This window comes from Bradyrhizobium sp. NBAIM18 (assembly GCF_020193825.1).
Classification (GTDB): Bacteria; Pseudomonadota; Alphaproteobacteria; order Rhizobiales; family Xanthobacteraceae; genus Bradyrhizobium; species Bradyrhizobium yuanmingense.
This window is the reverse complement of the sequence record NZ_JADYVO010000002.1, coordinates 148,702-172,998: the sequence shown is the minus strand read 5'-3', so window position 1 is coordinate 172,998 and position 24,297 is coordinate 148,702. Positions and strand designations below refer to the sequence as shown.

Sequence of the window (24,297 nt, the reverse complement as noted above, 5' to 3'; positions counted from 1 at the left end):
CCGAGCGGGCGGGTCCGCCGCGACAGGCTGGGTCCAGCTGGTCCACGGTATCCGGTGCGAGCCCGACCTTTCTTTTCCGTCGCTTGAACTCCGCTCCCGGAACGGGCAAACGGTTCGCCAAGAAACCGTGGCCCAGGCCATCCATTCGACGCTGAGTTCAAGGGAGACCCATCATGAAACGCCGTACATTCCTCCAAGGTGGTGCGGTCGCCGGCGCGACCACGCTGGTTGCGGCCCCTGCGATCGCGCAGAGCATGCCCGAGATTAAATGGCGCCTGACGTCGAGCTTCCCGAAATCGCTCGACACCATTTACGGCACGGCGCAGACATTTGCGAAATATGTTGCCGAGGCGACCGACAACAAATTCCAGATCCAGACGTTTGCGGCCGGCGAGATCGTTCCCGGCCTGCAGGCGCTCGATGCGGTCAGCACCGCATCGGTCGAGATGGCGCAGACCCCGCTCTATTTCTACATCGGCAAGGAGCCGGCGCTGGCCTATGCCACCGGCGCGCCGTTCGGCATGAACCATCGCCACCAGGAATCGTGGTGGCATTTCGGCGGCGGCGCAGACCTCACCAACGAGGCGCTCAAGCCGTTCAAGGCGCACGCCATTCTCTGCGGCAATTCCGGCACCCAGATGGGCGGCTGGTTCCGCAAGGAGATCAAGACCGTCGACGACCTCAAGGGACTCAAGTTCCGCATCGCAGGCATGGGCGGCCATGTGCTGGCAAGGCTCGGCGTGGTGCCGCAGCAGATCGCCGGTGGCGACGTGTATCCAGCCCTCGAGAAGGGCACGATCGATGCCGCCGAGTTCGTCGGTCCCTATGATGACGAGAAGCTCGGTTTCCAGAAAGTCGCCAAGTACTATTACTTCCCCGGCTGGTGGGAAGGCGGCGCCATGCTGCACATGATCGTCAACGACGAGAAATGGGCTTCGCTGCCCAAGCAATATCAGGCGATCGTCAACCAGGCGGGCGCGGCGGCCGGCGCCTGGATGCTGGAAAAATACGACAGCGTGAATCCGGCGGCGCTCAAGCGCCTGATCGCAGGCGGCGCGGAGCTGAAGGCGTTCCCGCAACCGGTGCTGGAGGCCTGCTACAACGCGACCCAGGACCATCTGAACGAGCTCGCTGCCAAGAGCGACCTGTTCAAGCGGACCAAGGAGAGCCACGACGCGTATATGAAGGAGGTGCTGTTCTATACGCAGATCGCGGAGAATTTCTACGACAACTATCTGCTCAGCAAGACGCGCAGCAAGACCTGAGCGACGTCTTTCACTCTCGTGCCCCGGACGCAGCGCAGCGTCTTCCCGGCGATGCGAAGCATCGTCCGGTGCGACAGTGCGCTGCTGAGCCGGGGCCCACCTATGGCGCGCCGTACCGCGACCCGCTCGGGCGGAGGAGCCCATCTCACGTAACTGCACGGAGACATTAACCAGCCATTAACCATATCCGCCGCATCGTTAACCATTCAATAACAGGGAACGAGTCGGCCGCCATGGAGGCTGCAGCAAAGGTCCAACGTCAGATGGTGCGCCTGCGCGGGCGCTCCTATGTGGCTTTCGTGTTCACGCCGACGGTTCCCGTGCAGGATTGGCTGCACGAGATCGACGCCACGATTGCGCGCTCGCCCGGCTTTTTCGCCGGCCGGCCGGTGGTGATCGACCTGTCCTCGGTCGATCTCAGCCAGGCTGGCATCGGCCATCTGCTCACCAGCCTGCAGGACCGCAACATCCGCGTGCTCGGCATCGAGGGTGTGGAGGAGGGAAGGCTGACGCCGACGATGCCGCCGCTGCTGTCGGGCGGACGCAGCTGCGTGGTCGAGCCGAGCGCGCCGAAGAAGGCCGAGGTGAAGGTCGAGACCAAGCCGACGTCGCTGCTGCTCGAAACCCCCGTGCGCTCGGGCCAGACCGTGATCTTCCCGGAAGGCGACGTCACCATTCTCGGCTCGGTCGGCTCGGGCGCCGAGGTCGTCGCCGGCGGCTCCATCCACGTCTACGGCGCGCTGCGCGGCCGCGCCATGGCGGGCGTCAATGGACACACCAGCGCGCGCATCTATTGCCAGAAGATCGAAGCCGAACTGCTTGCAATCGACGGATTTTATCAGACCGCCGAGGACATCGACGAGGCCCTGCGCGGCAAGCCGGCGCAGGCCTGGCTGCAGGGGAATACCATGCGAATTACAGCACTGAACTGACCAGCAAAGGAGACATTTCAGATGAGTAAGGTACTGGTCGTGACATCAGGCAAGGGCGGGGTCGGTAAGACCACGACCACCGCCGCGCTGGGAGCTGCCTTGGCGCAGCGCGGCGACAAGGTGGTCGTCGTCGATTTCGACGTCGGCCTGCGCAACCTCGACCTCGTGATGGGCGCCGAACGCCGCGTCGTGTTCGATCTCATCAACGTGGTGCAGGGCGTCGCCAAACTCCCGCAGGCGCTGATCAAGGACAAGCGGCTGGAGAATTTGTGGCTGCTGCCGGCGTCCCAAACCCGCGACAAGGACGCGCTGACGGAGGAGGGCGTCGGCAAGGTCATTGCCGAGTTGCGCAGCCGGTTCGACTGGGTGATCTGCGACAGCCCGGCCGGCATCGAGCGCGGCGCTTCCATGGCGATGCGCTTTGCCGACGAGGCCGTGATCGTCACCAATCCGGAAGTCTCTTCGGTGCGCGATTCCGACCGCATCATCGGCATGCTCGATTCCAAGACGGTGCGGGCCGAGAAGGGCGAGCGCGTCGAGAAGCATATTCTCATCACTCGCTACGATCCCTCACGCGCCGCGCGCGGCGAGATGTTGACCATCGACGACATCCTGGAGATCCTTGCCACGCCCTTGCTCGGCATCATCCCCGAGAGCCAGGACGTGTTGAAGGCCTCCAACGTCGGCACGCCTGTGACTCTGTCGAATGCCGATGGAGCGCCGGCACGAGCCTATATGGACGCCGCTAAGCGCCTCTGCGGCGAGAACGTGACAATGCACGTTCCTGCCGAGCGCAGAGGATTTATGGACCGGCTGCTGCGACGGAGGGCTGCATGAGCATGGGTCTGCTTCGACTCCTCCGCGGCAAGAAGGCCACAGCACCCGTCGCGCGCGAACGGCTGCAGATCCTGCTTGCCCATGAACGTGGAATGCGCGGCCAGCCCGATCTGCTCGGTGTGCTGCGTGAGGAAATTCTCGCTGTCGTGTCCAAACATGTGACGCTGGACCCGACCAAGGTCATCGTTCGGCTCGAACGCGGCGACGAGGTCTCGACCCTCGAGGTCGACATCGAGGTGCCCAACGATTTCGAGGGCAAGAAGGTGGCGGTCGCGTAGGGGACGCGGCCCGCAGACTGCCGTTTTGGGGTGGGTGAGAAGGCGGTCCGCCGGGCATGGCGGGCCGCCTTTGTCTTGCCGTTCACATCGATTGGACGGAACGCGCCCCGCGCCTCGATCGTTGTGAACCACCCGCGGCAGCGTTGCACCGCGGCAGGTCAGACGGGAGAGCGCCCATGATGTCCGAGGTCCAGGTCCATACACTTGCCCGGCAGATGCTCGAACAGCACGGCTTTGCTGCGATCGCGAAGGCCGCTGAGCAGGCCCAGGCCTGCGAGGGCCGCGGCGAGGCCGATGAGGCCAGGGAATGGCGTCACATCGTGGACGCCATGAAGATCATGCGCGGCCCGCATCAGAGCTGACACTCGAACGCGCGAGTTTCAACGCTCGCCGCGATCGGCGCCTTGGGACGAATTGCGGTTCTGTGTCTGCGGCTGCGCGCGCTCGCCCGATTCCTTGCAGGGCAGGGGTTCCCACGAGCCGTCCGGCGCCTGCTGATAGGCACTGCAGGACGGCGAGGTGGACTTTTCCCCGCCCTTCTGGGCGTCGGAATTTCTCGCCAGTGCGGGCGCAGTCAGCACCGCGGCGGCTGCAATCGCGCCGGTGAAAACGAAATGGAAACTCCGCATGAGGACCTCCTGTTCGAATTCGGAAAGAGGCCGCATGCTGTGAAAAATTATGACGATTTTGGGCCGCGGCAGAGGTTCCGTCGCGGCTTGCTTAATGGGAGCGGCGCGTTAGCCGCCCTTGCTGCGGATCAGGCCGGCGAGATTGGTCTTCTGGGCTTCGCACCAGCCGGACATGCCGAGGCGGCGCTGGTCCACGTCGGTCGCCTGGGTCGCGATCGCGACCTCCGCCATCAGGTCATCGTCCTGCTTCTCGCCCATCTTGCCGCCGGTATGCAGCCAGGCGATCGCCTTGCGCACCTTCTCCGTGGTGCCGTCGGGCAGGTGCATCTGCTGCGCTCTCTGCACGAGGTCCTGATAGGCGAGATCGGTGTTGGGGCACTCGACCTTGGCGGCGAAGGCCTGCAAGACCATCGTCACATAGGTCGATCGCGGCGGCGTCTCGCCCGCGAGGGCCGGCGCGGCCAACAGCAACAGGCCCGTCATCAGAAAACCGGTGCGCATCCCTGGGACCTCCTCCATTTTCTCGAGAGGCTAGCGTCCGGCGCGCCGCTCGGCAATGGGACCGGGACACAATTGTCGCCGATCGGCCCGGTAGGCTAACCTGCGCTCCCCAGCATCGGAGCGCGATATGAGCCTGTTCAGCACGCCGTTCGATCCCACACGCGACACTGCGCTCGTCACCGGCGCAGGCAACGGCATCGGCCGCGCGATCGCGCTCGGCCTGGTCGGCGAGGGCGTCCGCACCGTGTTCGCGGATGTCAGCGCGGAGCGGGTGCGTGCCGCGATCGGCGCGAGCGAGAGGCCAGGTCTCGCCGTGCCCTGGGTCGGCAATCTTGCCAGCCTCGATGCCTGCGATGAGCTGCTGACATCAGCACATTCCGCGCTGGGCGAGGTCACGCATTTCGTCCACAGCGCCTCGCCGCCGCGACGCGAGGCCGATCACTTGCTCGCGGTCGATCGCAAGACCTGGCAGGAGATGCATGCCGTCAATCTCGATGCCGGCTTTCACCTGGCGCGCGAGCTCGCCAAGCGGCTGATCGCCGCGAAGCGGCCGGGCTCGTTCCTGTTCTTGACCTCGCTCCATGCGGGCACGCCGCGCAACCTGGCGCATTACTCAACGGCAAAGGCCGCGATGGCGATGCTGGTGAAGGAGCTCGCGAAGACGTTCGGGCGTTACGACATCCGCGTCAACGCGCTGGTCCCCGGCGCGGTCGCAGCCGGCGGGTTCGTCGCCGATCCCGCGCTGGCGCGCCACATTCCGCTCGGGCGCCTCGGCGAGGCCGGGGATCTCGCACCGATGGCGCTCACGGTGCTGTCGAACAAGCTGTCCGCTTACGTCACCGGCGCGGCCTTCGTCGTCGACGGCGGATTGTCGCTGACGAACTGGTTCGAAGCGCCAGTGCTGGACTAGCCTAGCGCTGCCAGGCCGGCACTGGATCGAGCGGCGTGCGATAGAGCTCGTTGTGATCGCGATCGGTGACGCGCACCGCGCAGCCCTTCTGCTGCAGCTCCGGCTTCACCTGCGACAGCTCGCAGGCCAATTGATCGGCGCGATCGGAGGCAACCTCGATGTCCTCGAGGATGATCCCACCCTGGTTCTTGAACTCTTCACCAACCACGAGATCGAAATAATAGTAGGGCATCCGAATTCCCCGGTGTGACGATCTGAGCTTCAGTGCAAGTCTCAACACATGTCGGATGGTACCACTGAGTCGACATCTATCGAATGAACAGAGCGCGCAATCTCTGGGCTTATGGCGCAGAAATGATGTGCAACGTGTGGGCTCGTTAAGAATTTATTAAATATACCCGCGCGATCATTAGGCATGGAATTGCAGCAGAACCGGGCTCCGGGAACCGGCAGCTGCAAGAGAAGGCCGCCGGCATAGATCCCGACGGCCTTTTCTCTTGAGCGAGACGTCGCTCACCGTAATCGCCCGGAGTTAACGCTTCACATCGACTCGGACAGCGTGCGTGAGCGCGCGACAGCAAGGCTGCGTCGTTGCTCTAAAGCGCGATGCGATCAGGATGCATCGTCATCGCGCTTTAGGTTGTTGTTGTTTGAGCATGATCGTTTCGGAAAACCGCTGCGCACTTTGCGCTTACGCGGCCCTTCGGGTTCGGATCATGCTCTAGCGCAGTGGCATCGGCGGACGCACGATAGGTCCGTCGTCATCAGCAACGGCTTGCGTCGTGGTGGTCGGCGCAGCCGGCGGCGTGGCGGCGGCCTGCGATAGCGGAGGCGGAGGCGCGAGCGGCGCGGGCGAAGAGGCCGGCATGTAGGTCCGCGTCACAGGCGGCTTGGGCTTGCGAACCGGCGGCGCCGCAGGCTGCGGCGGGAGCGCGGCTGCGCGTGCGCGCGGATCGACCGGCGGCCTCGCCTCGGTGACCGGCTTCGGTGCGGGAGGCCTCGCCATCTCGCGCGCCATCTGCTCCTGTCCGGCCTTCAACTCGGCGATGTTGGCCTTGAGCTGCTCGATCTGCTGCGCCATGGCGGCGAGATCGCGTGTCATCGATTGCACCGACTGCGCCGCGTCGACCGACTGTGGTGCCGCGGGCGCAGCCGCAGCAAGCTGAGCTGCGGGCGGCGCAGCTTGATCTGCCGTTTGGATGGTCGCGGCTTCCGCTGCCGTCGGGGCAGCCTGGGCGGCGGCGACCGGCGCGCTTTGCTGCGGTGTCGCAGACAGCAACGAGGTCGTCGGCAACAGCGAGGTCAGCGCCGGCGTCCATTCGGCCAGCAACTGCTTTGCTGTGTCGCCGTGCTTCTCCCAGGCGATGCTGGCGGCCACGCTGGCGCCGGCAAGCAGGAGCGTGACGAACGCCCCGCGCAGCCACTTGCCGACCGAGGACCGCTTCTTCATCACGGGACCATCGCTGGACGTGACGCGGACAGCGGTGTCGATCGACGGTGCCGCGGTGGATTTTCCGTAGACAACGTTGATGCTGGGCTCGGGCGCGCGCGCCGGCTCCAGAGTGAACTTCGGCGTGACCTTGGGCTGCGGGGCAAACTTCGGTTCCGGGGCAAACCTGGGCTCCGGACGCGGCGCGATCTCCGGCGCCGGCGCAGGCGACACGCTGGCGGGGCGCGAGGCCCGCACGATCTCGGGCGAGATCTGGACCGCGTCGTGAGGATCGTTGTCCTTGACCGTGTCTTTCACGATCTCATCGACGATTTGCTTGGCGTTCAGCGTCGCGAGCATCGCAGCTCCTTTGAAGCCCAGTGTTCGAGGTTAAGGCATCCGCATTGGCGCGGGGCTGATCCGAGGTGAGGCCATACCCGGTCCCCATGTCGCACGAGTCCAGCCGGGTTTGACCAAAGCAAGGCGAGGGGATGGAGATGATGCGACACTCTTCCGCCCTTTGTGGTGATGGAACCCAATTTGCCGAACACGCGCATGTGTTCCTGCACCGCCTTGTTTTCAGCACGATTTTGGCAATATCTGGTGAGGGCGGGGGCGTCGTTATTCCGCTATCGGGGGGCCGGCGGTGCCAAGATCTCTACTCGTTTTGTTCGTCGCAGCCCTGCTGCCGGTGGGCGGCTGCATGCAGACGACACTTTCGCCATCGACGGATGCGAGCATGACGCCGCGCGACCGTCAGTTGCTCGCGCACGCGCCTTACGCCAAGGCGAACGTGCCCCAGCAATATCTGCGTCACATCGTCGATTACCACCGCAAGGAGCAGCCGGGCACGATCCTGGTCGATACCGACGCGCGCTACCTCTATTACGTGCTGCCCGAGGGCAAGGCGATCCGCTACGGCGTTGCGGTCGGCGAGGAAGCCATGGCGTTCTCCGGCGTCGCGCGGGTCGGCCGTTTGGCGGAATGGCCGGACTGGGTCCCCACCGCGGATATCCAGGCGCGGCTCGGTCCCTATCCCGCGCGCGTTCCCGGTGGTCCCGCCAATCCGCTGGGCGCGCGGGGCATCTATCTCTATGTCGGCAACAAGGACACGCTCTATCGCATCCACGGCACCAACCAGCCCGAATATATCGGGCAGGCGATCTCGTCCGGCTGCATCCGGATGCGCAACGAGGACGTCATCGATCTCTACGACCGGGTGAAGCTCAATTCGATGGTCGTGGTGCTGCCGCCGGGGCAGAGCGCGCAGGCCGCGGCGGGCGGGCGCTGGCGCGGCTGAGGTCTGCGCCGGTCAGTTCGAATTTAGGTGCGTTGTCACGCTCTAGTTCTCAGGCCGGGCGACCCGCCATTGCAGCGTCGTGGCGTTGCCGTTGGCGTCGCCCGGCGCCTTGTCGGCGGGCGAGGTGTAGAGCGGGCGATAACGGTAGGCCCACATCTTGCTGCCGTCGTTGCGGTTGATCACGGTGAAGTCGCCGACGGCCCTGGCGTCGGCCGTTGCGGCGAGCGGCACCCAGCTCTCGATGCACTTGCCGTTGCAGTTCGACGTCTTTCCCGTGGTGTCGCGCTCATAATAGTAGAGCGTCATGCCGTTGAGATCGACGAGCTTGGGCCCCTGCTTGGTCAGGATCACCTTCGCGGGAGCCGTTGGCGCCTCGATCTTCGGCGGAGGAGGATCGCCGCCGCCATGGCCCCCTGCGACCGCCTGAACGGTCGAGAGCGCGACGGCCGCGGCCACAACGAGGAACCTGAACATCCGAAACTCCGCCCCGCAAAGTTAATCGCGCGTTAAGCGCCCCAATGCGGCCGACGTTAGCAGCCGAAGGTTAGTTCCTGGTTTCGTGCGCTGCGATAATTACGGACATGGTCCGAGATCAGAGCTGCGCATTGCGCAGCGGCGCGCGGCTGAGCTCGTTGCCGGCGGCGATGGCCTTGCGCAGCAGCCGCATCAGCTCCTCACCCTCTTTCGCGCTGAGGCCGCGCAGCATGATGCGCTGCGCGGATTCGACCGCCGGGGTGATCTTGCGCAGCGTGCGGCGGCCCTCGTCGGTGATCTCGAGCTCACGCGCGCGGCGGTCGCGGCTGGAGGGGCGCCGCTCCGCGAGGCCCTTCTGGACGAGGCGATCGATCACGCCGGTGATGGTGGTGCGATCGTAGGCGATCAATCCGGCAAGCGTCACCTGATCGAGCCCCGGATTGGCCTTGATGGTTGCAAGCGCGGCGTATTGCACCGGCGTGAGATCGAAGCCGGCGTCCTCGACCTCGGCCAGGAACACCGCGACCGAGATCTGCTGGAAGCGGCGCGCCAGATGTCCGGGCATGTCGTTGTTGTCTTTCACCGAAATCTCCTCCGGGGCAGAGCGGTGCGGATCATTGACAAGTATACTGATAGTCAGCATACTGAGCAATAACCAAACAGGGTTTGGCGGGAGAGGTGCTCATGCAGTTCCATCTCAATGGATTTCAGCCGGGCGACCCTGAAATCGCCGATCCTGCCGCGCGCGTTCAGGCATCGGGAGCGGCGGGCGCCGTGCCTGGCGAGGTCGATGTCCTCATCGTCGGCTGCGGGCCGGCCGGCCTGACGCTCGCCGCCCAGCTCGCGCAATTCCCCGACATCAAGACCTGCATCGTCGAGCAGAAGCCGGACCGCCTGCTGGTCGGTCAGGCCGACGGCATCGCCTGCCGCACCATGGAGATGTTCCACGCCTATGGCTTCAGCGAGCGTGTGCTGAAGGAGGCCTGTTGGGTCAACGAGACTACGTTCTGGAAGCCGGATGAAGCGGCGCCGGAGAAGATCGTCCGCAGCGGCCGGGTGCAGGACGTCGAGGACGGGCTGTCGGAATTCCCGCACCTCATCCTGAACCAGGCGCGCGTCCATGATTGCTTTCTCGACGTCATGCGCAAGTCGCCGGCGAAGCTCGCGCCGTATTACAGCCGGCGCGTGCTTGATGTGAATGTCGATCCGGCCGCCGGAGCCGACCATCATGCCGTGACCGTGCGCCTCGAACGCGTCGATGCCGCGAACGAGGGCAAGGTCGAGACGATCAAGGCCCGCTACGTCGTCGGCTGCGACGGCGCCCGCAGCACGGTGCGCAAGTCGATCGGGCGCGAGCTGCACGGTGATTCCGCCAACCACGCCTGGGGCGTGATGGACGTGCTGGCCGTGACCGATTTTCCGGACATCCGCTTCAAGTCGCTGATCCAGTCGGCCAAGGACGGCAGCCTGCTGATCATTCCGCGCGAAGGCGGCTACATGGTCCGCATCTATGTCGAGCTCGCCAAGCTCGATGTCGGCGAACGCGTTGCCAATCGCAACATCACCGCCGATGACGTGATTGCGAAAGCGCAGCGGGTCCTGAAGCCGCATCGGCTCGAGGTGAAGGAGATCGCCTGGTGGTCGGTCTACGAGATCGGCCAGCGCCTCACCGACAAGTTCGACGACGTGCCGGAGGGCGAGATCGAGACGCGCCAGCCGCGCATCTTCATCGCCGGCGATGCCTGCCACACCCACAGTCCGAAGGCCGGGCAGGGCATGAACGTGTCGATGCAAGATGCCTTCAATCTCGGCTGGAAGCTCGCCGCCGTGCTGCGGAGGCAGTGCGCGCCAAGCCTGTTGCATTCCTACTCGGCCGAGCGCCGGGCAGTCGCGAAGGAGCTGATCGATTTCGATCGCGAATGGGCGAGTATCCTCGCCTCCGCCGCCAAGGCCGGCGGCGCCGATGCCGCCAAAACGCAGGACTATTTCGTCCGGCACGGACGTTTTACCGCGGGCACGGCAACGCATTACAGGCCCTCGATGCTCACCGGCGCGGCCACGCATCAGCACCTCGCGCGGGGCCTCGTCATCGGCACGCGCTTCCATTCTGCGCCGGTGATCCGGCTGGCGGACGCCAAGCCGGTGCATCTCGGCCATGCCGCACGGGCCGATGGCCGCTTCCGCATCTACGCGTTCTCGCCCGATGAGAACCCCGCAGCGTCGGGCTCGGCCATTCGTGCCTTGTGCAATTTCCTCGCGGAATCCCGGAAGTCACCTATCCGTCGATATACGCCTGTTGGAGCTGACATCGACAGCGTGATCGATCTGCGCGCGGTGTTTCAGCAGGACCATCGCGAGCTCGCCATCGAGGCGATGCCGCCGATGTTGCTCCCGAGCAAAGGCCGTTACGGCTTGTACGACTACGAGAAGATGTTCTGCCCGGATCTCAAGAGCGGCCACGACGTTTTCACGATGCGCGGCATCGATCGGGCAGCCGGCTGCATGGTCGTGGTGCGGCCCGACCAGTATGTCGCGACCGTGCTGCCGATCGACGATTTTGCCGGGCTCGCCTCGTTCTTCGACGCATTCATGCTGCCGGCGAGGTGACGCCGAAAGCGCCGGGCGCGCCGTGCCGCCGGCGATGCCGCATGCGGCGCAGCCGAGCTAGCACTGGCTGCAACGAAAGCCCGGCCCTCGTGCCGGGCTTACCGCTTGCGCGCGCCCTCCGGTTCCGTGCGCGTACAATTTAAGAAAGTTCTTCGCGGGCAGATTTCATCGATCGTAATATGTCTATCCAAAGCTGTAAGCATCCACTCGGGGCAGCGGGGCACCGGAGGATGACGATGAGACAGAACCAAGCGGAGACGCGCCGTCAGCAAAATGTCGCTAAGCGGTCGATGACCAAGGAGGCCAAGCAGCTGGCCGGCCTGATTGCCGGACTGCGCGAATCCCTCGAGGAGATCCACAAGGAGCGGGCGGGCACCAAGCTGTCGGGCGCAGAAATGGGACTACTCGATGAGCGTCGCAACAATCTGCTGCTCACCATCGCAGCCCTCAATGACCGCCTTTCGGCGGTACAGGGCCTGATCAATCTCGGCCGCCCGCATATTATCCGCGTGCACTAGCGCCGATCCGAGACAACGAGATCGGCTCTGTTGCGACGGCACGGGGCCGGCCACAGGCCTCGTGGATGGCACCAAATTGCCACGCTCCCGGCGAATTGCCGCCAAAGCCCGCTGCCACGACAAGGCCGGGTGCTGGGCGACGCAAGGGGATGCGAATTGGCCTACAAGATGGTCGCAGAACGCAACAACGAGAAGTACAGTTTCGCCCGCGAGAGCCGGTTGCTCATCGTGGCGAAGGCGAAAGTGTGGGCGAGCGAGGGGTGGCGGGTGGTCGTCACCGACCAGGATGGCAAGGCCTACGCGCCGTCCGAGCTCGATCAGCTGTCCGCAGCGTGATGGTGGGGCGCGACCTCTTGCTCAGAGTCGGCACCGCGCGCATCAACGCACGGTGGTCTCCGAGAACAGGTTGATGATCACCACCCCTGATACGATCAGCGCGATGCCGACGAAGGCTGCGGCGTCCAGGATCTGACGGAACAGCACGAAGGAGACGGTGGCGGTCAGGATAATGCCGACCCCACCCCAGATCGCATAGGCGATGCTCAACGGAATCACCCGGATCGCCACCGAGAGCGCGTAGAACGAGGCGACGTAGAACAGCACCATCGCCAGCGTCGGCCAGGGACGGGTGAACTGCGCGGACTGCTGCAGGAACGCCGACGCGGTGACCTCGAACACGATGGCGAGGGCGAGAGCCGTATAGGCGTTGAAAGCGGAGGTCATGCGGAGGCTGTGTCCGGGCCGACGGATGGCTGACGTGCGACCGGAAATATCACGCGGGAATGACGAGTCCGCGACAGGACGCAGCGCTTGCGTCGCCCGACGTTTGACTCTACGGACGTCTTTCATGCTCGTCATCTCCGTCCAGAGCCAGGTGGTCCACGGCCATGTCGGCAACAGCGCGGCCGCCTATGCCATGCAGGCGGAGGGCGTGAACGTCGCTGCGGTGCCGACGACGCTGCTGTCCAACCATCCGCGCTATGCGAGCCTGCGCGGGCGGGTGCTGGAGACCGAGCTCGTCGCCGATCTCCTCAAGGGCGTGGAGGAGCGCGGCCTGGTTGACGAGGCCGCGGTGCTCGTCACCGGCTATCTCGGCTCGTCCGGCAATGCCGCCGTGATCGCCGACTTCGTCGAACGGGCGCGCACGCGCAATGGGAAGCTCGTCTATCTCTGCGATCCCGTGATCGGTGACGACGGCCGTGTCTATGTCGCGGACGGCATCCTGGACGTGCTCCGCCACCGGCTGCTGCCGGCGGCGAACCTGACGACGCCGAACCAGTTCGAGCTCGAGCTGCTCTCTGGGGCCGCAATTGCCGACGCCGAGAGCCTCAGCGCGGCCTGCGCGGTGCTTGCTGGGGCATGCACTGACGTCGTCGCCACCGGCTGCACCCTCGCTGACACGGCGGCGGGGCAGGTGGAGACGATCCTGTGCACTGATGGGCGATTGTCGCGCTTTGCGACGCCGCGCCTGCCGATCCGTCCCTACGGCACCGGCGATTTCCTCACCGGGCTGATCGCGGCGCATCTAGCCAAGGGCGAAGCAATGGAGTTGGCGGTACGGCGCGCGGTCGACACGGTCTTTGCCGTGCTGGTGCGCACGCAGGCCGCCGGCTCGGCCGAGATGCGGCTGGTGCCGCTGCCGACGGCAGAGCGCAAGCCGTAAACCTTCAGGTCGCGCGCTTGCCGGCCGATTGCGCCGACTTCTGCGGCTTGGCCGCCGGGCCCTTCTGCTCGCGCGCGACGTCGGCCTTCGGCGGCTTGGCGCTCGCAAGGCCCTGTGTCTTCTTCGGCTTGGCTCCGGCAACGTCCTTGCGGTCGGAGGTGCCGCGCTTCGAGATATATTCCTGGCCGTCGATCGGGCCGACATGGGGCGGATCGCGGCCGAGATAGGGTCGGCCGATGCCGTACGCCTTGCCGTTGGCATCGACCCACTTCCACAGGATTTCGGTCGAGACCCAGCGCTGCGCCCGGTTGTTGCCTTGCGTACTGACGATGTCGGCCGCCATGCCGTGACCGTAGCCGCCGCGCGTGCTGCCGCCGTGATAGGAGCGGTTGGAGGCGGCCTTCAGACCGCTCGCGATCGACTGGCGATAGTCGTCGCGGAACGCGCTGGTGATGCCCGGCGACAGGCCGGCGGCTTCGGCCGCGAGCATCATGCGGAACAGCTTCTGCTTGAAGCTCTTGTCCATGCCGCCGATGACGTAGTCCATCATCGACATGCCGGCGCGCTCGGCCGCATGCGGATCCTTCCAGGTGAAGTCCTGATCGACCAGCTTGGTGAAGCTGCGCATCACGGTGACGGTCTTGCCCTTGCGCTTGATGGTGACGGCGCGCCGCTCCTGCACCTTCATCGTGTCTTCCTTGGCGGTGCGCTGATAGAGCGCCCAGAGGTAGCGGTCGATGCAGGCTTCCATGACGAAGCATTCGTCGAGCACGGCGATGTTGTCGGCAGGCGGGGATGCGTTGCGCGCCGGCGCGACGGGGCCGCCCGCGATCGCCGCGGCCGATAAGGCGTCCGTCGTCACGATCTCGGTGGGATCGGCGGATGCGAGCTTGACGGGCTCGGGCGCAGGGGCGGGAGCAATCTCGCTGACGACGGGCTCCGGCTCAGGCAAGATCGGCGGCGCAGGCACGGCTTCCACCTGCAGGATCAGCGCCGGGTCGGCCGAGGCGAGCTTGATGGTGGAGGCGGGCTCTTCCGGCGTTGCCTCTGGCGGCGCGGGAGGGTCGGGCAGCGCAGTGACGGTGGCCGCGATGTCGGCGGTCAAGGCGATGCGGTCCTCAAGGGTCGCAGCGCGCGGCACGTCGGCGAGGTCGATGCGGCCGAGATCCTTGGCACGATCCTTGGCGCGCGAGATGGCGGCCGCATTGGCTGCGCTGTTTTCGATGAGCGCAGGCGCATAGGCGGAGAGAGACAATGCCAGCCAGCCGGCGACAACCGCCGAGGGACACGATATCGCCACCAGAAGAGACCGCCGATCGTTCATGATCCCTGCCTCCAAACGGTCTGCTCGAACGATCTTGCCCGAACAGTGGTGATGCAAACAGTCTGACGAAACAGTCTTTCACGGAAAGGCACGCAGCACGTCGATTGTTCGGGCCACGGTGTGGCGGCGCAATGGCGCAAATCGGGGAGTGCGGGCTTTTCGGGGCAACTGTGGCCGAGGTGCAACGCCCGGTTCCATTTGGCGTTGCCGCAACTTTGTTGCGGCTGGTGCGTTGGAGGCGCCATGACGCATCCCTCGCTTCGTCCCATGGACGCCTTCGACCCCACCGAGCCCGCCATCCTGCACGATCGTCTCTCCGACACGATCATCACCTGGACCGCCGACCAGGCCGAGGACTACCGCCGCGCCAGCCGGCCTGGCGCGGATGGAACCGTGGCCTGGAAGACCTATCTCTTCGATGGCTGGGGCAACGTGCTCGGCGGCTGAGCACGTCCTCTGGAGGCGCCGCGTCGCAGCCGGCGTGATTCGCCCAAATCCCTGGACGCATTAGGCTTAACGTCATGCACCGCATGCGATGTTGCAATGCGACAGTGTATGTCGCGCTGCAGCAAAATGCGCCTAAATAGGCTCCGACTCTCAAACCTTGGAGCATCACAAATGAACAAGAAGACCTTGTCGATTCGCCGCCTTCCTGACGATCGCGGGCGGTACCGCGGCTTTCGCCGCCGAGCTGCCGACCTATGAGGCCAACGGATTCCCGGTTTCCCCGCTGCAGGTGCACCTGCTCGGTGCCGCACATGTCGAGCAGCAGGTCGCAGCGCCAAGCGCAATCGCCTCGGTCCACCAGGCGAGGGTGCTCAGCCCGCGCAAGGTGAAGACCGCGGACGTGATCACTGGCGCGGGCCGCTAAGCTCGCCGGGCGCGCAGGCTTGACGGCGAGCGGCCGTAGAGTTCGGCGAAGGCGGCGTTGAACCTGCGCAGGCTGCCGAACCCGGCCTGGAATGCGATAGCGGTCATGCTGTCATCGCCGGCATCGAGCAGGCGCTTGGCGCGCTGGACGCGCAGTGTCTTGGCGAGCTGCTGCGGCGTAGCGCCGACATGGCGCTCGAACAGGCGCGCCAGGTGACGCGACGAGATGCCGAGCCGCGTCGCGAGATCGACCACCGAGCCTTCATCCAGCGCGCCGTCATCGATCAGCCTCATGGCCCGGGCCACCGTGGAGCGCGTGCCGTTCCAGGCCGGGCAGAAAGGAGCGGTCTCGGGACGGCAGCGCAGGCAGGGCCGGAAGCCGGCGGCCTCGGCAGCCGCCGCCGTCGGATAATAGACCACATTGCGCGCCAGCGGCTGCTTGGCCGGACAGACCGGCCGGCAATAGATGCCCGTGGTCTTCACCGCCGTGAAGAAGCGGCCGTCATAGCGGGGATCGCGGCGCAGGCGCGCGGCGTTGCAGACATCAAAGCTCAGCATGATCGCATGGTAGCGCATGAGGTCGGCGGCGGAAGGGCTGCCGGATGACCGAGTCTGATTATGGCGAGCCGCGGCGCGCCTCGCGGCCTAGAAGGCGGTTCTCATCGCAACACGGCCGGAGACCCCATCGTGACCAGCCCGAGAGACGTCGTACTGAACGCCTGGAAGACCTTTTCGTCACGCGATCCCGAGCGCATCGCGGCACTCTTCACCGAAGACGCCGAATGGATCGCCCCGAAGGGCAATGCCACCGCCATCGCGCTCGACCACACCGATCACATGAAGGGGCCGCACCAGATCGCGCGCTTCATCGCGCAGGAGATGCACCGATTGTTTTCGGACATCGATCTCGCCTTCCGCGGCGTCTATGTCGACGGCGATGTCGTGATCGTGGAGGAGCGGATGCGCGCCACGCTGCCGGGCGGCAAGCCGTACGAGAACGAGTATTGCTTCGTGTTCGAGGTGGTGGGCGACCGGATCAGGGAAGTGCGAGAATACATGGATACGCGCAAAGGATGGCGGATGGTCTTCGATGAGGGGCCGTAACACGCGTAGTCGGCATCGCCCTCGCGTGACAGCCCTGCAGCCGCGTGGGTTGAGCGGCTCAGCGAGCCGACATATCGAGTGATCCATGGATCAGCGGACGAGCGGCGCCGACGCTCAGAAGAAGGATACCGCGCCGGCACTGCTCGGCGTGGTCTGCGGCCTTGCCGCAGCGCTGTTCTGGGCGCTCGGCTTTGCCGCCACGCGGCACGGCCTCAAGGCCGGCTTCACGCCGGTCGATCTGCTGGTGCATCGCTATGTCTGGTCGGGGATCGCATTCCTGCCCCTGGTGTTGCGCGCCGGACTCTCCGATCTCTGCGGCATCGGCTGGGGCAGGGGGCTCGTGCTGATGGTGCTCGGCGGTCCCGTGATGTCGCTGATCTCGTACATCGGCTTCCTGTTCGTCCCGCTCGGCCATGGCAGCGTGATCCAGCCCTCTTGCGCCACGCTCGGCGGCCTCCTGCTCGCGGCGGTCGTGCTGAAGGAGCGGATCTCCGCCTCGCGCCTGACCGGCGCGCTCGTCATCGTCGGAGGCCTCGGCGTGATCGGCGCGGAATCGATCGGCCACATCGGTGCCGACGGCATTCAGGGCGATCTGATCTTCGTGCTCGCCGGGTTCATGTTCGCCGGGTTCGGCGCGATGCTGCGCCGATGGCGCGTCTCGGCCGTGTCGGCTGCGCTCGTCATCAACGTGCTGTCGCTGCTGCTGGTGCCGGTCTACGTCGCCACGGTCGGTCTCGCCCACATAGCATCAATTGGCATGACCGAGAACGCCATCCAGGCGCTGGCGCAGGGCGTGCTTGCCGGCCCCGCCGCGCTCTATCTCTACGCCGTCTCCGTCCAGCGTCTCGGCGTCGCCCGCGCCGCGGTGTTTCCGGCCTGTGTGCCGGCGCTGACGCTGCTCACCGGCTGGCTGCTGCTTGGCGAGCCGCCGACGATGCTGCAGACGGCAGGCCTCGTGACGGTGCTGTGCGGGTTCTACCTGGCGCAGCGGCAAAGCTAGCGGACCTCACGCCTTCTTCACGAACTCCGACTTCAGATTCATTGCGCCGATGCCGTCGATCTTGCAGGCGATGTTGTGGCCGTCGCTGGCGTCCTGCAGGCGGATGTTGCGCACCTTGGTGCCGCCCTTGACGACCGAGGACGAGCCCTTGATCTTGAGATCCTTGATCACGATGACGCTGTCGCCGTCGGCGAGCAAATTGCCGTTGGCATCGCGCACGCCCGCATCCTGCGCCGTGTCCGCGGCCGCGACCGCCGCGCCGCTCCATTCATGGCCGCATTCCGGGCAGACCCAGAGATCGCGGTCCTGATAGGCGTGCTCGGAATTGCAGGTCGGGCATTTCATCGTGTCATTCATGACGGGTTTTGTCTCGCGCGTTCGTTCGCGGCGCGACCGTAGAGGCGGGAACCGGGAAAGCAAGCAAAAGCTGCGCACGGCGCGGGCTGGCCGCGCCTGCCGGTGCGATATCACCGGGCGATCCCGGCGATTTCAATGAGGCAACATCGCCGCCGCGCGTTGAGCTGCATCAACGGCACTGCGCGCGAGGGGCGTACCGTGTCTTCAGGAATGACCGCCGGAGGCAGCGATGGACGACACACTCAGACGAAAAATCCAGACCTTGCTGGACCAGCACCGCACGATGCGGATCGCGACGCTTCGCGCCGATGGCTGGCCGCAAGTGACGACAGTCGGCTATGCCAACAAAGGTTTCACCATCTATTTCCTCTGTGGCCTCGACAGCCAGAAGGCGCAGAACATCTCGCGGGACGACCGCGTGTCGCTGGCGATCGACGACGATCCGGCGCAAGTGATGGAGATCATCGGCCTATCCATGGCGGCGCGGGCGGTGGCCGTGACCGATCCAGCCGAGGCCGAGAAGGCGATCACACTGGTGATGGCGCGCTATCCCGAGCAGAAGGCCATCGGGCTTCCCATGCCGAAGCCGTCCGAGGTGCGGCTGATCCGTCTCACGCCGACGGTGATCTCGCTGCTCGATTATTCCAAGGGATTCGGCCACACCGACCTCGTGACGTGCTGAGGACGCGAGCTGCGAGCTGGCTTGATGCAGATCAAGCTGGCGTCGTGGTGCACATCTAGGCTGCTCCACGATTAATGTCGTGAGGGTGGACGATGTCGCACAATGTTCGAATCTCCATCGCGATCGCCGTCCTGATCGCGCTGTCGGTGCTGTTTCTGTTCAGCGTCGTCCACACCGCCGCCGGAGCGCCGAGGCCCGGCTCGCGCGCGGTCGCCGCAGGTCATCGCCTGGCGCAGGCGTGGTGCCAGTCGTGTCACGCGATCGAGCCGCACATGGCCGGCTTCTTCGATGAGGCACCGAGCTTCCAATCCATCGCCGACCGCAAGGGCACCACCGCGCTCTCGCTCAAGGTGTTCTGGCGGACCAGTCACCAGAACATGCCGAATCTCGTGATCTCGCCGGAGCAGGCCGAGGTGCTATCGGCCTATATCCTGAGCCTGAAGCGTAATTGAGGGCTGGCCCCAAGCAAGTGTTGCGAAAACAACCCCATGCACAGTAGCCATCCCCATGGAATTGCTCGGGGTTTTTCCTGACTTCGGCAAAATCGAACAAGAGTTGACCCGTCGGGCAAAACAATGGCGTGATGCCATCGTGGAACGCGGTCGGGGGCGTCAGGTGCGGCACCATCCCGGATTACGCTGACGCTCCATCCGGGCTACGCTCGCTTCGCAACTTGCGACGAGTTCCCTCATGAGCTTTCTCCTCAACATCGACGTTCCTGACGTGGCGAAAGCCACGACGTTCTACACCGAAGCCTTTGGCCTCTCGGTCGGCCGCCGCTTCGGCGCCGACTTCGTCGAGCTCAACGGCTGGCCCGCACCGGTGTATCTCTTGACCAAGCAGGCCGGCACCATCGGCGCCGGCGGCGACCGCCGCCGCTATGAGCGGCACTGGACGCCGGTGCATATCGACGTCGTCGTCGACGATGTCGACGTAGCTGTCGCGCGTGCGCTCGCTGCGGGTGCGATTCTGGAGGTGCCGGCCAGCGATGCGCCCTATGGCCGGATCGCGATGCTGGCCGATCCGTTCGGACACGGTTTTTGTCTGTTGGCGTTCAGCGAGCAAGGCTATGACGCGTTGCTGGAAGGTGCGTAGCCTAATCCGGGGCCGACCGTGCTGAGCCACCCCGGATTGCGCTTTGCTCCATCCGGGCTACGCTCGCGCGCGGAAAGCTGCGCCGACATCGGAGCGACATGGCAAAGAAGCTGAAGACGTACCAGACCTCGCTCGGCTTCTACGATCAGGCGATCGCCGCGCCCTCGATGAAGGCGGCGCTTGCTGCCTGGGGCGCCAGCTCCAATCTGTTCCATCAGGGAGTCGCCAGGGAGACCGACGACCCTGATGTCGTCGCTGCAACCATGGCGAAGCCGGGCGTGGTGCTGAGGCGCCCGGTCGGCTCGGACGGCCCGTTCACCGAGAGCGCGGAGCTGCCGACCGATCTCGGCGAGGGCGAGAGCAAGACTAAGAGCAAGACCAGGTCCAAGAGCAAGGCGAAGTCAAAGACGCGTCCCGCCAAGACGGCCCGGAATGCATCCCGCGAGATCGACGATGCGGCTGCGCGCAAGGCCGCCGCGGCATTCGAGAAGGAGGAGCGACGCCGCGAGGCAGCGCGTGCCAAGGAGGAGGCCGCTCGCGCCAAGGAGCGTGCCCGGCGCGACAAGGCGGTTGCCGCAGCGGAAGCAGCGCTCGATAAGGCAACACGCGAGCACGAAGCGAAGGCCGGGGCGATCGAAGCCGAGCGGGCCGCGCTCGAGGCGCGCGCCGAAGCGGAGCAGGAGCGCTGGGACAAGCAGAGGCACAAGCTGGATCAGGCCCTGCGCCGCGCGCGCGAGTGAGAGGCAGGTACCGACGTCCGGGGAGTTCTGTTGCTCATCCAGACCGTCATACTCGCGTCATTGCGAGCGGAGCGAAGCAATCCAGGCTCCCTCCGCGGAAGGACTCTGGATTGCTTCGTCGCAAGTGCTCCTCGCAATGATGGGGAGAGGTCGGAGCGCCAAAGCGCACAGCGCTTATGTCCGCACCTCGCGCGAAATTTGCTTGCCTCGCCTGGCATCCTTTTGCACTCTCTAAGCGAAGGAGACCAACGCATGACCAAGATCACCGCCGCCTGCGCGCTCGGCACCGCCCTGGTGCTGAGCAGCCTTGCAATCTCGGACGCCGAAGCCCGGACGCGGAGAGCCGTCGTCGTTCGCGCGCCGCAGGAGCGGCTCATCGTCACGGCGCCCGTGCTGAGGCCGACGCCGTGGGATTACAACATCGTGCCACGCTATCGCTATCGCCCCGAGCACGACCGGGTCGATCCCTACGGGCCGCCCTTGGTGCCATCCTACGTGCGCTATGAGGGATGGCGCTGGCCGTATTGGTGGTGAAGGCACCGACCGACGCCAAACTGATCGGCGCATGCGCTCGGTGAGCTGAGCAGATGTACGACGTGCATCTGCTCGTCATGATCGCCACTCTTTATCGACAGACTATCGGCAGAGAAGCCAAAGCGGTGGGGCTGCGCCGCCCGTGCTCCTACGGCCGCTCGGGTCCTTGCCTCTGGTAACCAGGGGTTGTACGCTGCACTGCAGAAAAGTGCAGTGTAAATGGATCGGCTGAAATGAGCGTGGTTGAGAGCGTGGCGTCCGAGCAGCTTGCGGAGCCGAAAATGCCGCCCGGCGTGCTGACCGAAGGTCCGGTGGTCGACGCCAAGTTTCGCGATTCCTACATCTCGTTCGCGATCATGGTCGGCGGCTCGATCGCCGCGCTGATCTGGGCGTTCTGGCAAGGCATCGGCTGGGTTGAAGTCTCGGTGTTCGCCGGCACGTTCATCATGTCCACGATCGGCATCGGCTTCATGCATCGCTACTTCGTGCACCGCAGCTTCCGCTGCGGTCCGATGATGCGGACGATTTTCGCCGCGCTCGCGACCATGGCGGTGCAGGGCTCGATCCTGAAATGGGTGAGCAACCACCGACGGCACCATCTGCACTCCGACCGGCCCGGCGACGTGCACAGCCCCTATTACGACGGCGGCGGCCATCCCTATACCAGTTTCGCCAAGGGCATGACGCATGCGCAAGGCGGCTGGGTGTGGGACCGCGAGACCACCGATGCCAGCTACTACGCCAAGGACATCCTGGCCGACCCGATCGCGATGTTCTTCACCAGGACGCGCTGGTACTGGTACGCGCTGTCGGCGCTGATCATTCCGGGCGCCATCGGCTACGCCTTCGGTGGCGTGCACACGATGATCGGCTGCATCCTGTTCGCCGGCCTGTTCCGCAGCTACCTTATGACGATGGCGACCTCGCTGGTGAACTCGGTCTGCCACAGTGATGGCCGCTGGGGCTACCGCCGCTTCGAGACCCATGACGGCACCACGAACGAGCTGGTGACCACGCTGCTCACCTTTGGCGAAGGGCTGCACAACAACCATCACCGCTTTCCGCGCGATGCGTATCTCTCGCACGCCTGGTACGAGGTGGACATCAACGGGCTGATCATTCTCGGGCTGGGCAAGCTCGGGCTCGTGCATGATATTTTTGCGGCCAGCGAGGCCGGCCGCGATCGTGCGGCGGATGCAGGGCGGGGCGAGCCTGCGCCAGCCGCCGTCGGGAATGCCTTCGAGGGCGACGACCTACGCGCCCCTGGAACGTAATCGGGGTCCGCCATGGCCCGGCGCCGACGCGGCGGGGAGTGCCCTTCGAACAGGTACGCGGACAAATTGAAGTTTGATGGCCCCGCCGTCTCTGCGTGCAGAGTTGGCGATTGGGTAAAAGTGGCAAAGTGGAGACTGTCAAGAATACATAGAGGTAGAACGGCATTTATCCCCGTAATAAACCCAATGCTGCTTGGGGTTTTGAGCGCGTATTGGGAGGACAGTCATGGCAAGTGTCGAACAATTGCACAGACGGGACGGAGTGAACTTGGTCCAACTCGAAGCGGACATCACTTCGATCCGGTCGGGAAGCTCCATTACTTCGGTTAATCTGCCTGATTACGTGGAGCACACCGCGGGCGTGTCGCGCGTCGGTGCGCTCAGTGCAGAAGCGGTCATTCGCGACTATGAGTCCGCTGCAAAAGAGATCGAGGCCATGGGCACCGAGTTGATCGACGCCGCGCAAAAATGCGAGGCGCTGACGGCCCAGGTTCATGACGCGATCGCCTTCATGCGAGAAACGGCGGCAGGCTATCGCGAAGAGGGACGCAAGATCTTCAAGCGTATCGAAGAATGCGCGCTGTTCACCGAAGACGTTCGCAAGACCTGCGAACAGGTCAAACGCAGAATGGCTGAAGTCTCGGTCGGCCCTTCCGATGAGGAGCTTGCGCCGCAAGAGCCCGAGCTGACGGGGATCGCGGCCAAGGTGACGATGAGCGAGATACGCTGAGGCGCGCGCAGGGTGGGGGTCAAATCCTTGCGGGCTCACCAATCCGGATCGCCGTAATACGGGCCGGCCATGTAGGGCGGCGGCATCCAGGGGCCTCGCGGCGGCGGCCTGGGCCGTCGTGGCGCGGCGTCTGGTAGGTGCGCCCGGGCACGCGCAGCGGTGTCGTTGTTGACCACGCTGCGCGCGACGGGCTTCGCAGGTGCAGAGGCGGATGGCGCCGAGGACGCGCTCAGTTGCGCTTGCAGCGCCTGGACCTGCGCGGCGAGGCGCGCATTGTCCGCCGCGTCCTTCTCCTGCGCGGCCTTGAGCTGCTCGATGGTGGCGGCCTGGTCGCGCAGGGTCTGCTCGCTGCGGCTCTTCAACTGCTCGAGCTTGCCGTTGATGTTCGCAAGCTCGCTCGTGATGGCCTTGAGCGATTGCGCGAGCTCGGACGATGACGGCTCGGCTGCCGTGGCGGCAGGCTTCGGGGCGCTTTCGGTGTCCTTGGGCCCCGGCGGCGCCGGCACCGGGCTCGGCTCATCCGCGGCCGCCAGCAGCACCGTCGCCGGCTGCTCCAGACTTTCCGCGGCGGTCGCTTGCGGGGGTGCGCTCGCGGGTGGAGCCCATCGCGCCATGATGGACTTGCCGATCGATGTCGCCTCGTCGCTATATTGCGACGCGACGGCGGCACCGAGCAGGCCGATCGCCATTACGAGAATGGCCAAAGCGCGCATCATGGCCCGGTCTCCTCTCAGGCTCTGATCGCGAGGCTTGGTGTTTAGAGGCTTGGCATCAGACGCCGCCGCCTTGTTTGCGAAAGCGGCGGCTGCCGTCGCGGCGGCGCTTGCGTGCGAGGTCCGCGGAGCTTCGCTGCTCCGTTCCATTCCGGAAACAAGGCGGTCCAGCCGCGCCAGGTCTTCCTCTGCGCTCTTGATCCGGTCGTAAGCCCGAGTCAGCCCGCTATCGGCACGTGCCTCGTCCGGCTTGGACGCATCAGGCTTGGCCTTATCGGTCTTGCCGGTATCAGGTTTGTGGTCGTTCGTGTCAGGCATCGATGCGCTCTCCATCCCGTCGGGCGTCAATGGGAGGCAGTCCGATCAAGGATAGGTCTCGCCGCTATCGGACACAACGCGTGTGCAAAGGAGAAATTATGGCGGACGAGGGAGCGGGCGGAGTGAGCGCGTAGGATGGGTTGTCGCCGCGACTGCGCAAAGCGCATTTCGTAGGGTAGTCGAGCGGATCGAAGCTCATCAGCGAATGAAGAT

At 65.2% G+C, this 24,297-nt stretch carries 32 protein-coding genes and 1 pseudogene; 22 read left to right on the top strand and 11 right to left on the bottom strand.

Going from position 1 to position 24,297, the window contains the following annotated elements:
- Window positions 1-173: 173 nt before the first annotated feature.
- The 5 genes from I6F17_RS04795 to I6F17_RS04775 all read left to right on the top strand — a co-directional run bounded on the left by I6F17_RS04795 (window position 174) and on the right by I6F17_RS04775 (window position 3,674).
- The gene (locus I6F17_RS04795; protein ID WP_036033787.1) at window positions 174-1,265 is read left to right on the top strand and encodes a substrate-binding domain-containing protein; all 1,092 of its coding nucleotides are present in this window, start codon (window positions 174-176) and stop codon (window positions 1,263-1,265) included.
- 233 nt (window positions 1,266-1,498) lie between these two features.
- On the top strand, window positions 1,499-2,197 hold the full coding sequence (gene minC, locus I6F17_RS04790) for a septum site-determining protein MinC (protein WP_225128587.1): 699 nt from the start codon (window positions 1,499-1,501) through the stop codon (window positions 2,195-2,197).
- 21 nt (window positions 2,198-2,218) lie between these two features.
- Window positions 2,219-3,034, top strand: coding sequence for a septum site-determining protein MinD (gene minD / locus I6F17_RS04785; protein ID WP_036022837.1), 816 nt, complete (start codon window positions 2,219-2,221; stop codon window positions 3,032-3,034).
- A complete protein-coding gene (minE, locus tag I6F17_RS04780) occupies window positions 3,031-3,312 on the top strand; it encodes a cell division topological specificity factor MinE (protein ID WP_036033781.1) in 282 nt (93 codons plus the stop codon). The genes minD and minE overlap by 4 nt, the downstream gene beginning before the upstream one ends.
- A gap of 176 nt (window positions 3,313-3,488) precedes the next feature.
- Window positions 3,489-3,674, top strand: a complete 186-nt coding sequence (locus tag I6F17_RS04775; protein ID WP_036000257.1) for a hypothetical protein — start codon at window positions 3,489-3,491, stop codon at window positions 3,672-3,674.
- An 18-nt stretch (window positions 3,675-3,692) separates the two neighbouring features.
- Here the strand turns inward: I6F17_RS04775 and I6F17_RS04770 are convergent, their stop codons facing one another.
- A complete protein-coding gene (locus tag I6F17_RS04770) occupies window positions 3,693-3,941 on the bottom strand; it encodes a hypothetical protein (RefSeq protein WP_225128594.1) in 249 nt (82 codons plus the stop codon).
- A gap of 108 nt (window positions 3,942-4,049) precedes the next feature.
- Entirely contained in the window at window positions 4,050-4,442 is a 393-nt protein-coding gene (locus I6F17_RS04765; protein WP_225128606.1) for a hypothetical protein, read from the bottom strand.
- 127 nt (window positions 4,443-4,569) lie between these two features.
- On the opposite strand from I6F17_RS04765, the gene I6F17_RS04760 reads away from it, so the two are divergent.
- A complete protein-coding gene (locus I6F17_RS04760; protein WP_225128608.1) occupies window positions 4,570-5,352 on the top strand; it encodes an SDR family oxidoreductase in 783 nt (260 codons plus the stop codon).
- Between the two features lies 1 nt (window position 5,353).
- Here I6F17_RS04760 and I6F17_RS04755 read toward each other — a convergent pair whose 3' ends face one another.
- Both I6F17_RS04755 and I6F17_RS04750 read right to left on the bottom strand, forming a co-directional pair.
- Window positions 5,354-5,584 carry a hypothetical protein gene (locus tag I6F17_RS04755; protein ID WP_025035960.1) on the bottom strand — a complete coding sequence of 77 codons (231 nt, stop codon included), beginning with the start codon at window positions 5,582-5,584 and terminating at the stop codon, window positions 5,354-5,356.
- A gap of 489 nt (window positions 5,585-6,073) precedes the next feature.
- On the bottom strand, window positions 6,074-7,141 hold the full coding sequence (locus I6F17_RS04750) for a hypothetical protein (protein WP_225128610.1): 1,068 nt from the start codon (window positions 7,139-7,141) through the stop codon (window positions 6,074-6,076).
- Between the two features lie 343 nt (window positions 7,142-7,484).
- Here I6F17_RS04750 and I6F17_RS04745 point away from each other — a divergent pair, with 343 nt between their 5' ends.
- On the top strand, window positions 7,485-8,081 hold the full coding sequence (locus I6F17_RS04745; RefSeq protein ID WP_167361659.1) for a L,D-transpeptidase: 597 nt from the start codon (window positions 7,485-7,487) through the stop codon (window positions 8,079-8,081).
- A 42-nt stretch (window positions 8,082-8,123) separates the two neighbouring features.
- Here the strand turns inward: I6F17_RS04745 and I6F17_RS04740 are convergent, their stop codons facing one another.
- A complete protein-coding gene (locus I6F17_RS04740; protein ID WP_225128612.1) occupies window positions 8,124-8,555 on the bottom strand; it encodes a hypothetical protein in 432 nt (143 codons plus the stop codon).
- A 118-nt stretch (window positions 8,556-8,673) separates the two neighbouring features.
- Entirely contained in the window at window positions 8,674-9,138 is a 465-nt protein-coding gene (locus I6F17_RS04735; RefSeq protein WP_036033759.1) for a MarR family transcriptional regulator, read from the bottom strand.
- A gap of 101 nt (window positions 9,139-9,239) precedes the next feature.
- Between I6F17_RS04735 and I6F17_RS04730 the strand changes: the two genes are divergently transcribed.
- The 3 genes from I6F17_RS04730 (at window position 9,240) to I6F17_RS04720 (ending at window position 12,016) form a co-directional block, all read left to right on the top strand.
- Window positions 9,240-11,162: an FAD-binding monooxygenase gene (locus I6F17_RS04730; protein ID WP_225128624.1), complete on the top strand. Its 1,923-nt coding sequence runs from the start codon at window positions 9,240-9,242 to the stop codon at window positions 11,160-11,162.
- Window positions 11,163-11,398: 236 nt separating this feature from the next.
- Window positions 11,399-11,680, top strand: coding sequence for a hypothetical protein (locus tag I6F17_RS04725; RefSeq protein ID WP_036000293.1), 282 nt, complete (start codon window positions 11,399-11,401; stop codon window positions 11,678-11,680).
- Between the two features lie 156 nt (window positions 11,681-11,836).
- Complete coding sequence (locus tag I6F17_RS04720) at window positions 11,837-12,016, top strand: hypothetical protein (protein ID WP_225128626.1); 180 nt, start codon at window positions 11,837-11,839, stop codon at window positions 12,014-12,016.
- 42 nt (window positions 12,017-12,058) lie between these two features.
- On the opposite strand, the gene I6F17_RS04715 is transcribed toward I6F17_RS04720, so the two are convergent.
- Window positions 12,059-12,403, bottom strand: coding sequence for a multidrug efflux SMR transporter (locus I6F17_RS04715; protein WP_025035970.1), 345 nt, complete (start codon window positions 12,401-12,403; stop codon window positions 12,059-12,061).
- 124 nt (window positions 12,404-12,527) lie between these two features.
- Between I6F17_RS04715 and pdxY the strand changes: the two genes are divergently transcribed.
- Window positions 12,528-13,343, top strand: a complete 816-nt coding sequence (pdxY, locus tag I6F17_RS04710; protein WP_225128628.1) for a pyridoxal kinase — start codon at window positions 12,528-12,530, stop codon at window positions 13,341-13,343.
- Window positions 13,344-13,347: 4 nt separating this feature from the next.
- Here the strand turns inward: pdxY and I6F17_RS04705 are convergent, their stop codons facing one another.
- Window positions 13,348-14,667, bottom strand: coding sequence for a hypothetical protein (locus tag I6F17_RS04705; RefSeq protein WP_225190407.1), 1,320 nt, complete (start codon window positions 14,665-14,667; stop codon window positions 13,348-13,350).
- A 243-nt stretch (window positions 14,668-14,910) separates the two neighbouring features.
- Here I6F17_RS04705 and I6F17_RS04700 point away from each other — a divergent pair, with 243 nt between their 5' ends.
- Both I6F17_RS04700 and I6F17_RS04695 read left to right on the top strand, forming a co-directional pair.
- Window positions 14,911-15,114 carry a hypothetical protein gene (locus tag I6F17_RS04700; RefSeq protein ID WP_025035973.1) on the top strand — a complete coding sequence of 68 codons (204 nt, stop codon included), beginning with the start codon at window positions 14,911-14,913 and terminating at the stop codon, window positions 15,112-15,114.
- Window positions 15,115-15,285: 171 nt separating this feature from the next.
- Window positions 15,286-15,538 (top strand): annotated as a pseudogene (locus tag I6F17_RS04695) (hypothetical protein).
- Here I6F17_RS04695 and I6F17_RS04690 read toward each other — a convergent pair.
- Window positions 15,535-16,095, bottom strand: coding sequence for an Ada metal-binding domain-containing protein (locus I6F17_RS04690; RefSeq protein ID WP_074447944.1), 561 nt, complete (start codon window positions 16,093-16,095; stop codon window positions 15,535-15,537). The pseudogene I6F17_RS04695 and the gene I6F17_RS04690 overlap by 4 nt on opposite strands.
- Before the next feature lie 129 nt (window positions 16,096-16,224).
- Between I6F17_RS04690 and I6F17_RS04685 the strand changes: the two genes are divergently transcribed.
- Window positions 16,225-16,641, top strand: coding sequence for a nuclear transport factor 2 family protein (locus I6F17_RS04685; protein WP_225131936.1), 417 nt, complete (start codon window positions 16,225-16,227; stop codon window positions 16,639-16,641).
- 85 nt (window positions 16,642-16,726) lie between these two features.
- Window positions 16,727-17,641 (top strand): DMT family transporter, encoded by a 915-nt coding sequence (locus I6F17_RS04680; protein ID WP_057029033.1) that lies wholly within the window; start codon window positions 16,727-16,729, stop codon window positions 17,639-17,641.
- A gap of 6 nt (window positions 17,642-17,647) precedes the next feature.
- On the opposite strand, the gene I6F17_RS04675 is transcribed toward I6F17_RS04680, so the two are convergent.
- On the bottom strand, window positions 17,648-17,998 hold the full coding sequence (locus I6F17_RS04675; protein ID WP_225131937.1) for a zinc ribbon domain-containing protein YjdM: 351 nt from the start codon (window positions 17,996-17,998) through the stop codon (window positions 17,648-17,650).
- 229 nt (window positions 17,999-18,227) lie between these two features.
- On the opposite strand from I6F17_RS04675, the gene I6F17_RS04670 reads away from it, so the two are divergent.
- The 7 genes from I6F17_RS04670 to I6F17_RS04640 all read left to right on the top strand — a co-directional run bounded on the left by I6F17_RS04670 (window position 18,228) and on the right by I6F17_RS04640 (window position 23,053).
- A complete protein-coding gene (locus tag I6F17_RS04670) occupies window positions 18,228-18,680 on the top strand; it encodes a pyridoxamine 5'-phosphate oxidase family protein (RefSeq protein WP_225131938.1) in 453 nt (150 codons plus the stop codon).
- A 92-nt stretch (window positions 18,681-18,772) separates the two neighbouring features.
- A complete protein-coding gene (locus I6F17_RS04665; RefSeq protein ID WP_225131939.1) occupies window positions 18,773-19,132 on the top strand; it encodes a cytochrome c in 360 nt (119 codons plus the stop codon).
- A gap of 238 nt (window positions 19,133-19,370) precedes the next feature.
- Window positions 19,371-19,775: a VOC family protein gene (locus I6F17_RS04660; RefSeq protein WP_225131940.1), complete on the top strand. Its 405-nt coding sequence runs from the start codon at window positions 19,371-19,373 to the stop codon at window positions 19,773-19,775.
- Between the two features lie 98 nt (window positions 19,776-19,873).
- Window positions 19,874-20,515 (top strand): cell envelope biogenesis protein TolA, encoded by a 642-nt coding sequence (locus I6F17_RS04655; RefSeq protein ID WP_225131941.1) that lies wholly within the window; start codon window positions 19,874-19,876, stop codon window positions 20,513-20,515.
- Window positions 20,516-20,767: 252 nt separating this feature from the next.
- Entirely contained in the window at window positions 20,768-21,049 is a 282-nt protein-coding gene (locus tag I6F17_RS04650; protein WP_225131942.1) for a hypothetical protein, read from the top strand.
- A 233-nt stretch (window positions 21,050-21,282) separates the two neighbouring features.
- Complete coding sequence (locus tag I6F17_RS04645) at window positions 21,283-22,323, top strand: acyl-CoA desaturase (protein WP_225131943.1); 1,041 nt, start codon at window positions 21,283-21,285, stop codon at window positions 22,321-22,323.
- A 226-nt stretch (window positions 22,324-22,549) separates the two neighbouring features.
- A complete protein-coding gene (locus I6F17_RS04640; RefSeq protein ID WP_036033716.1) occupies window positions 22,550-23,053 on the top strand; it encodes a hypothetical protein in 504 nt (167 codons plus the stop codon).
- Between the two features lie 35 nt (window positions 23,054-23,088).
- Here I6F17_RS04640 and I6F17_RS04635 read toward each other — a convergent pair whose 3' ends face one another.
- Window positions 23,089-24,084 carry a hypothetical protein gene (locus I6F17_RS04635; RefSeq protein ID WP_225131944.1) on the bottom strand — a complete coding sequence of 332 codons (996 nt, stop codon included), beginning with the start codon at window positions 24,082-24,084 and terminating at the stop codon, window positions 23,089-23,091.
- Between the last annotated feature and the right edge of the window lie 213 nt (window positions 24,085-24,297).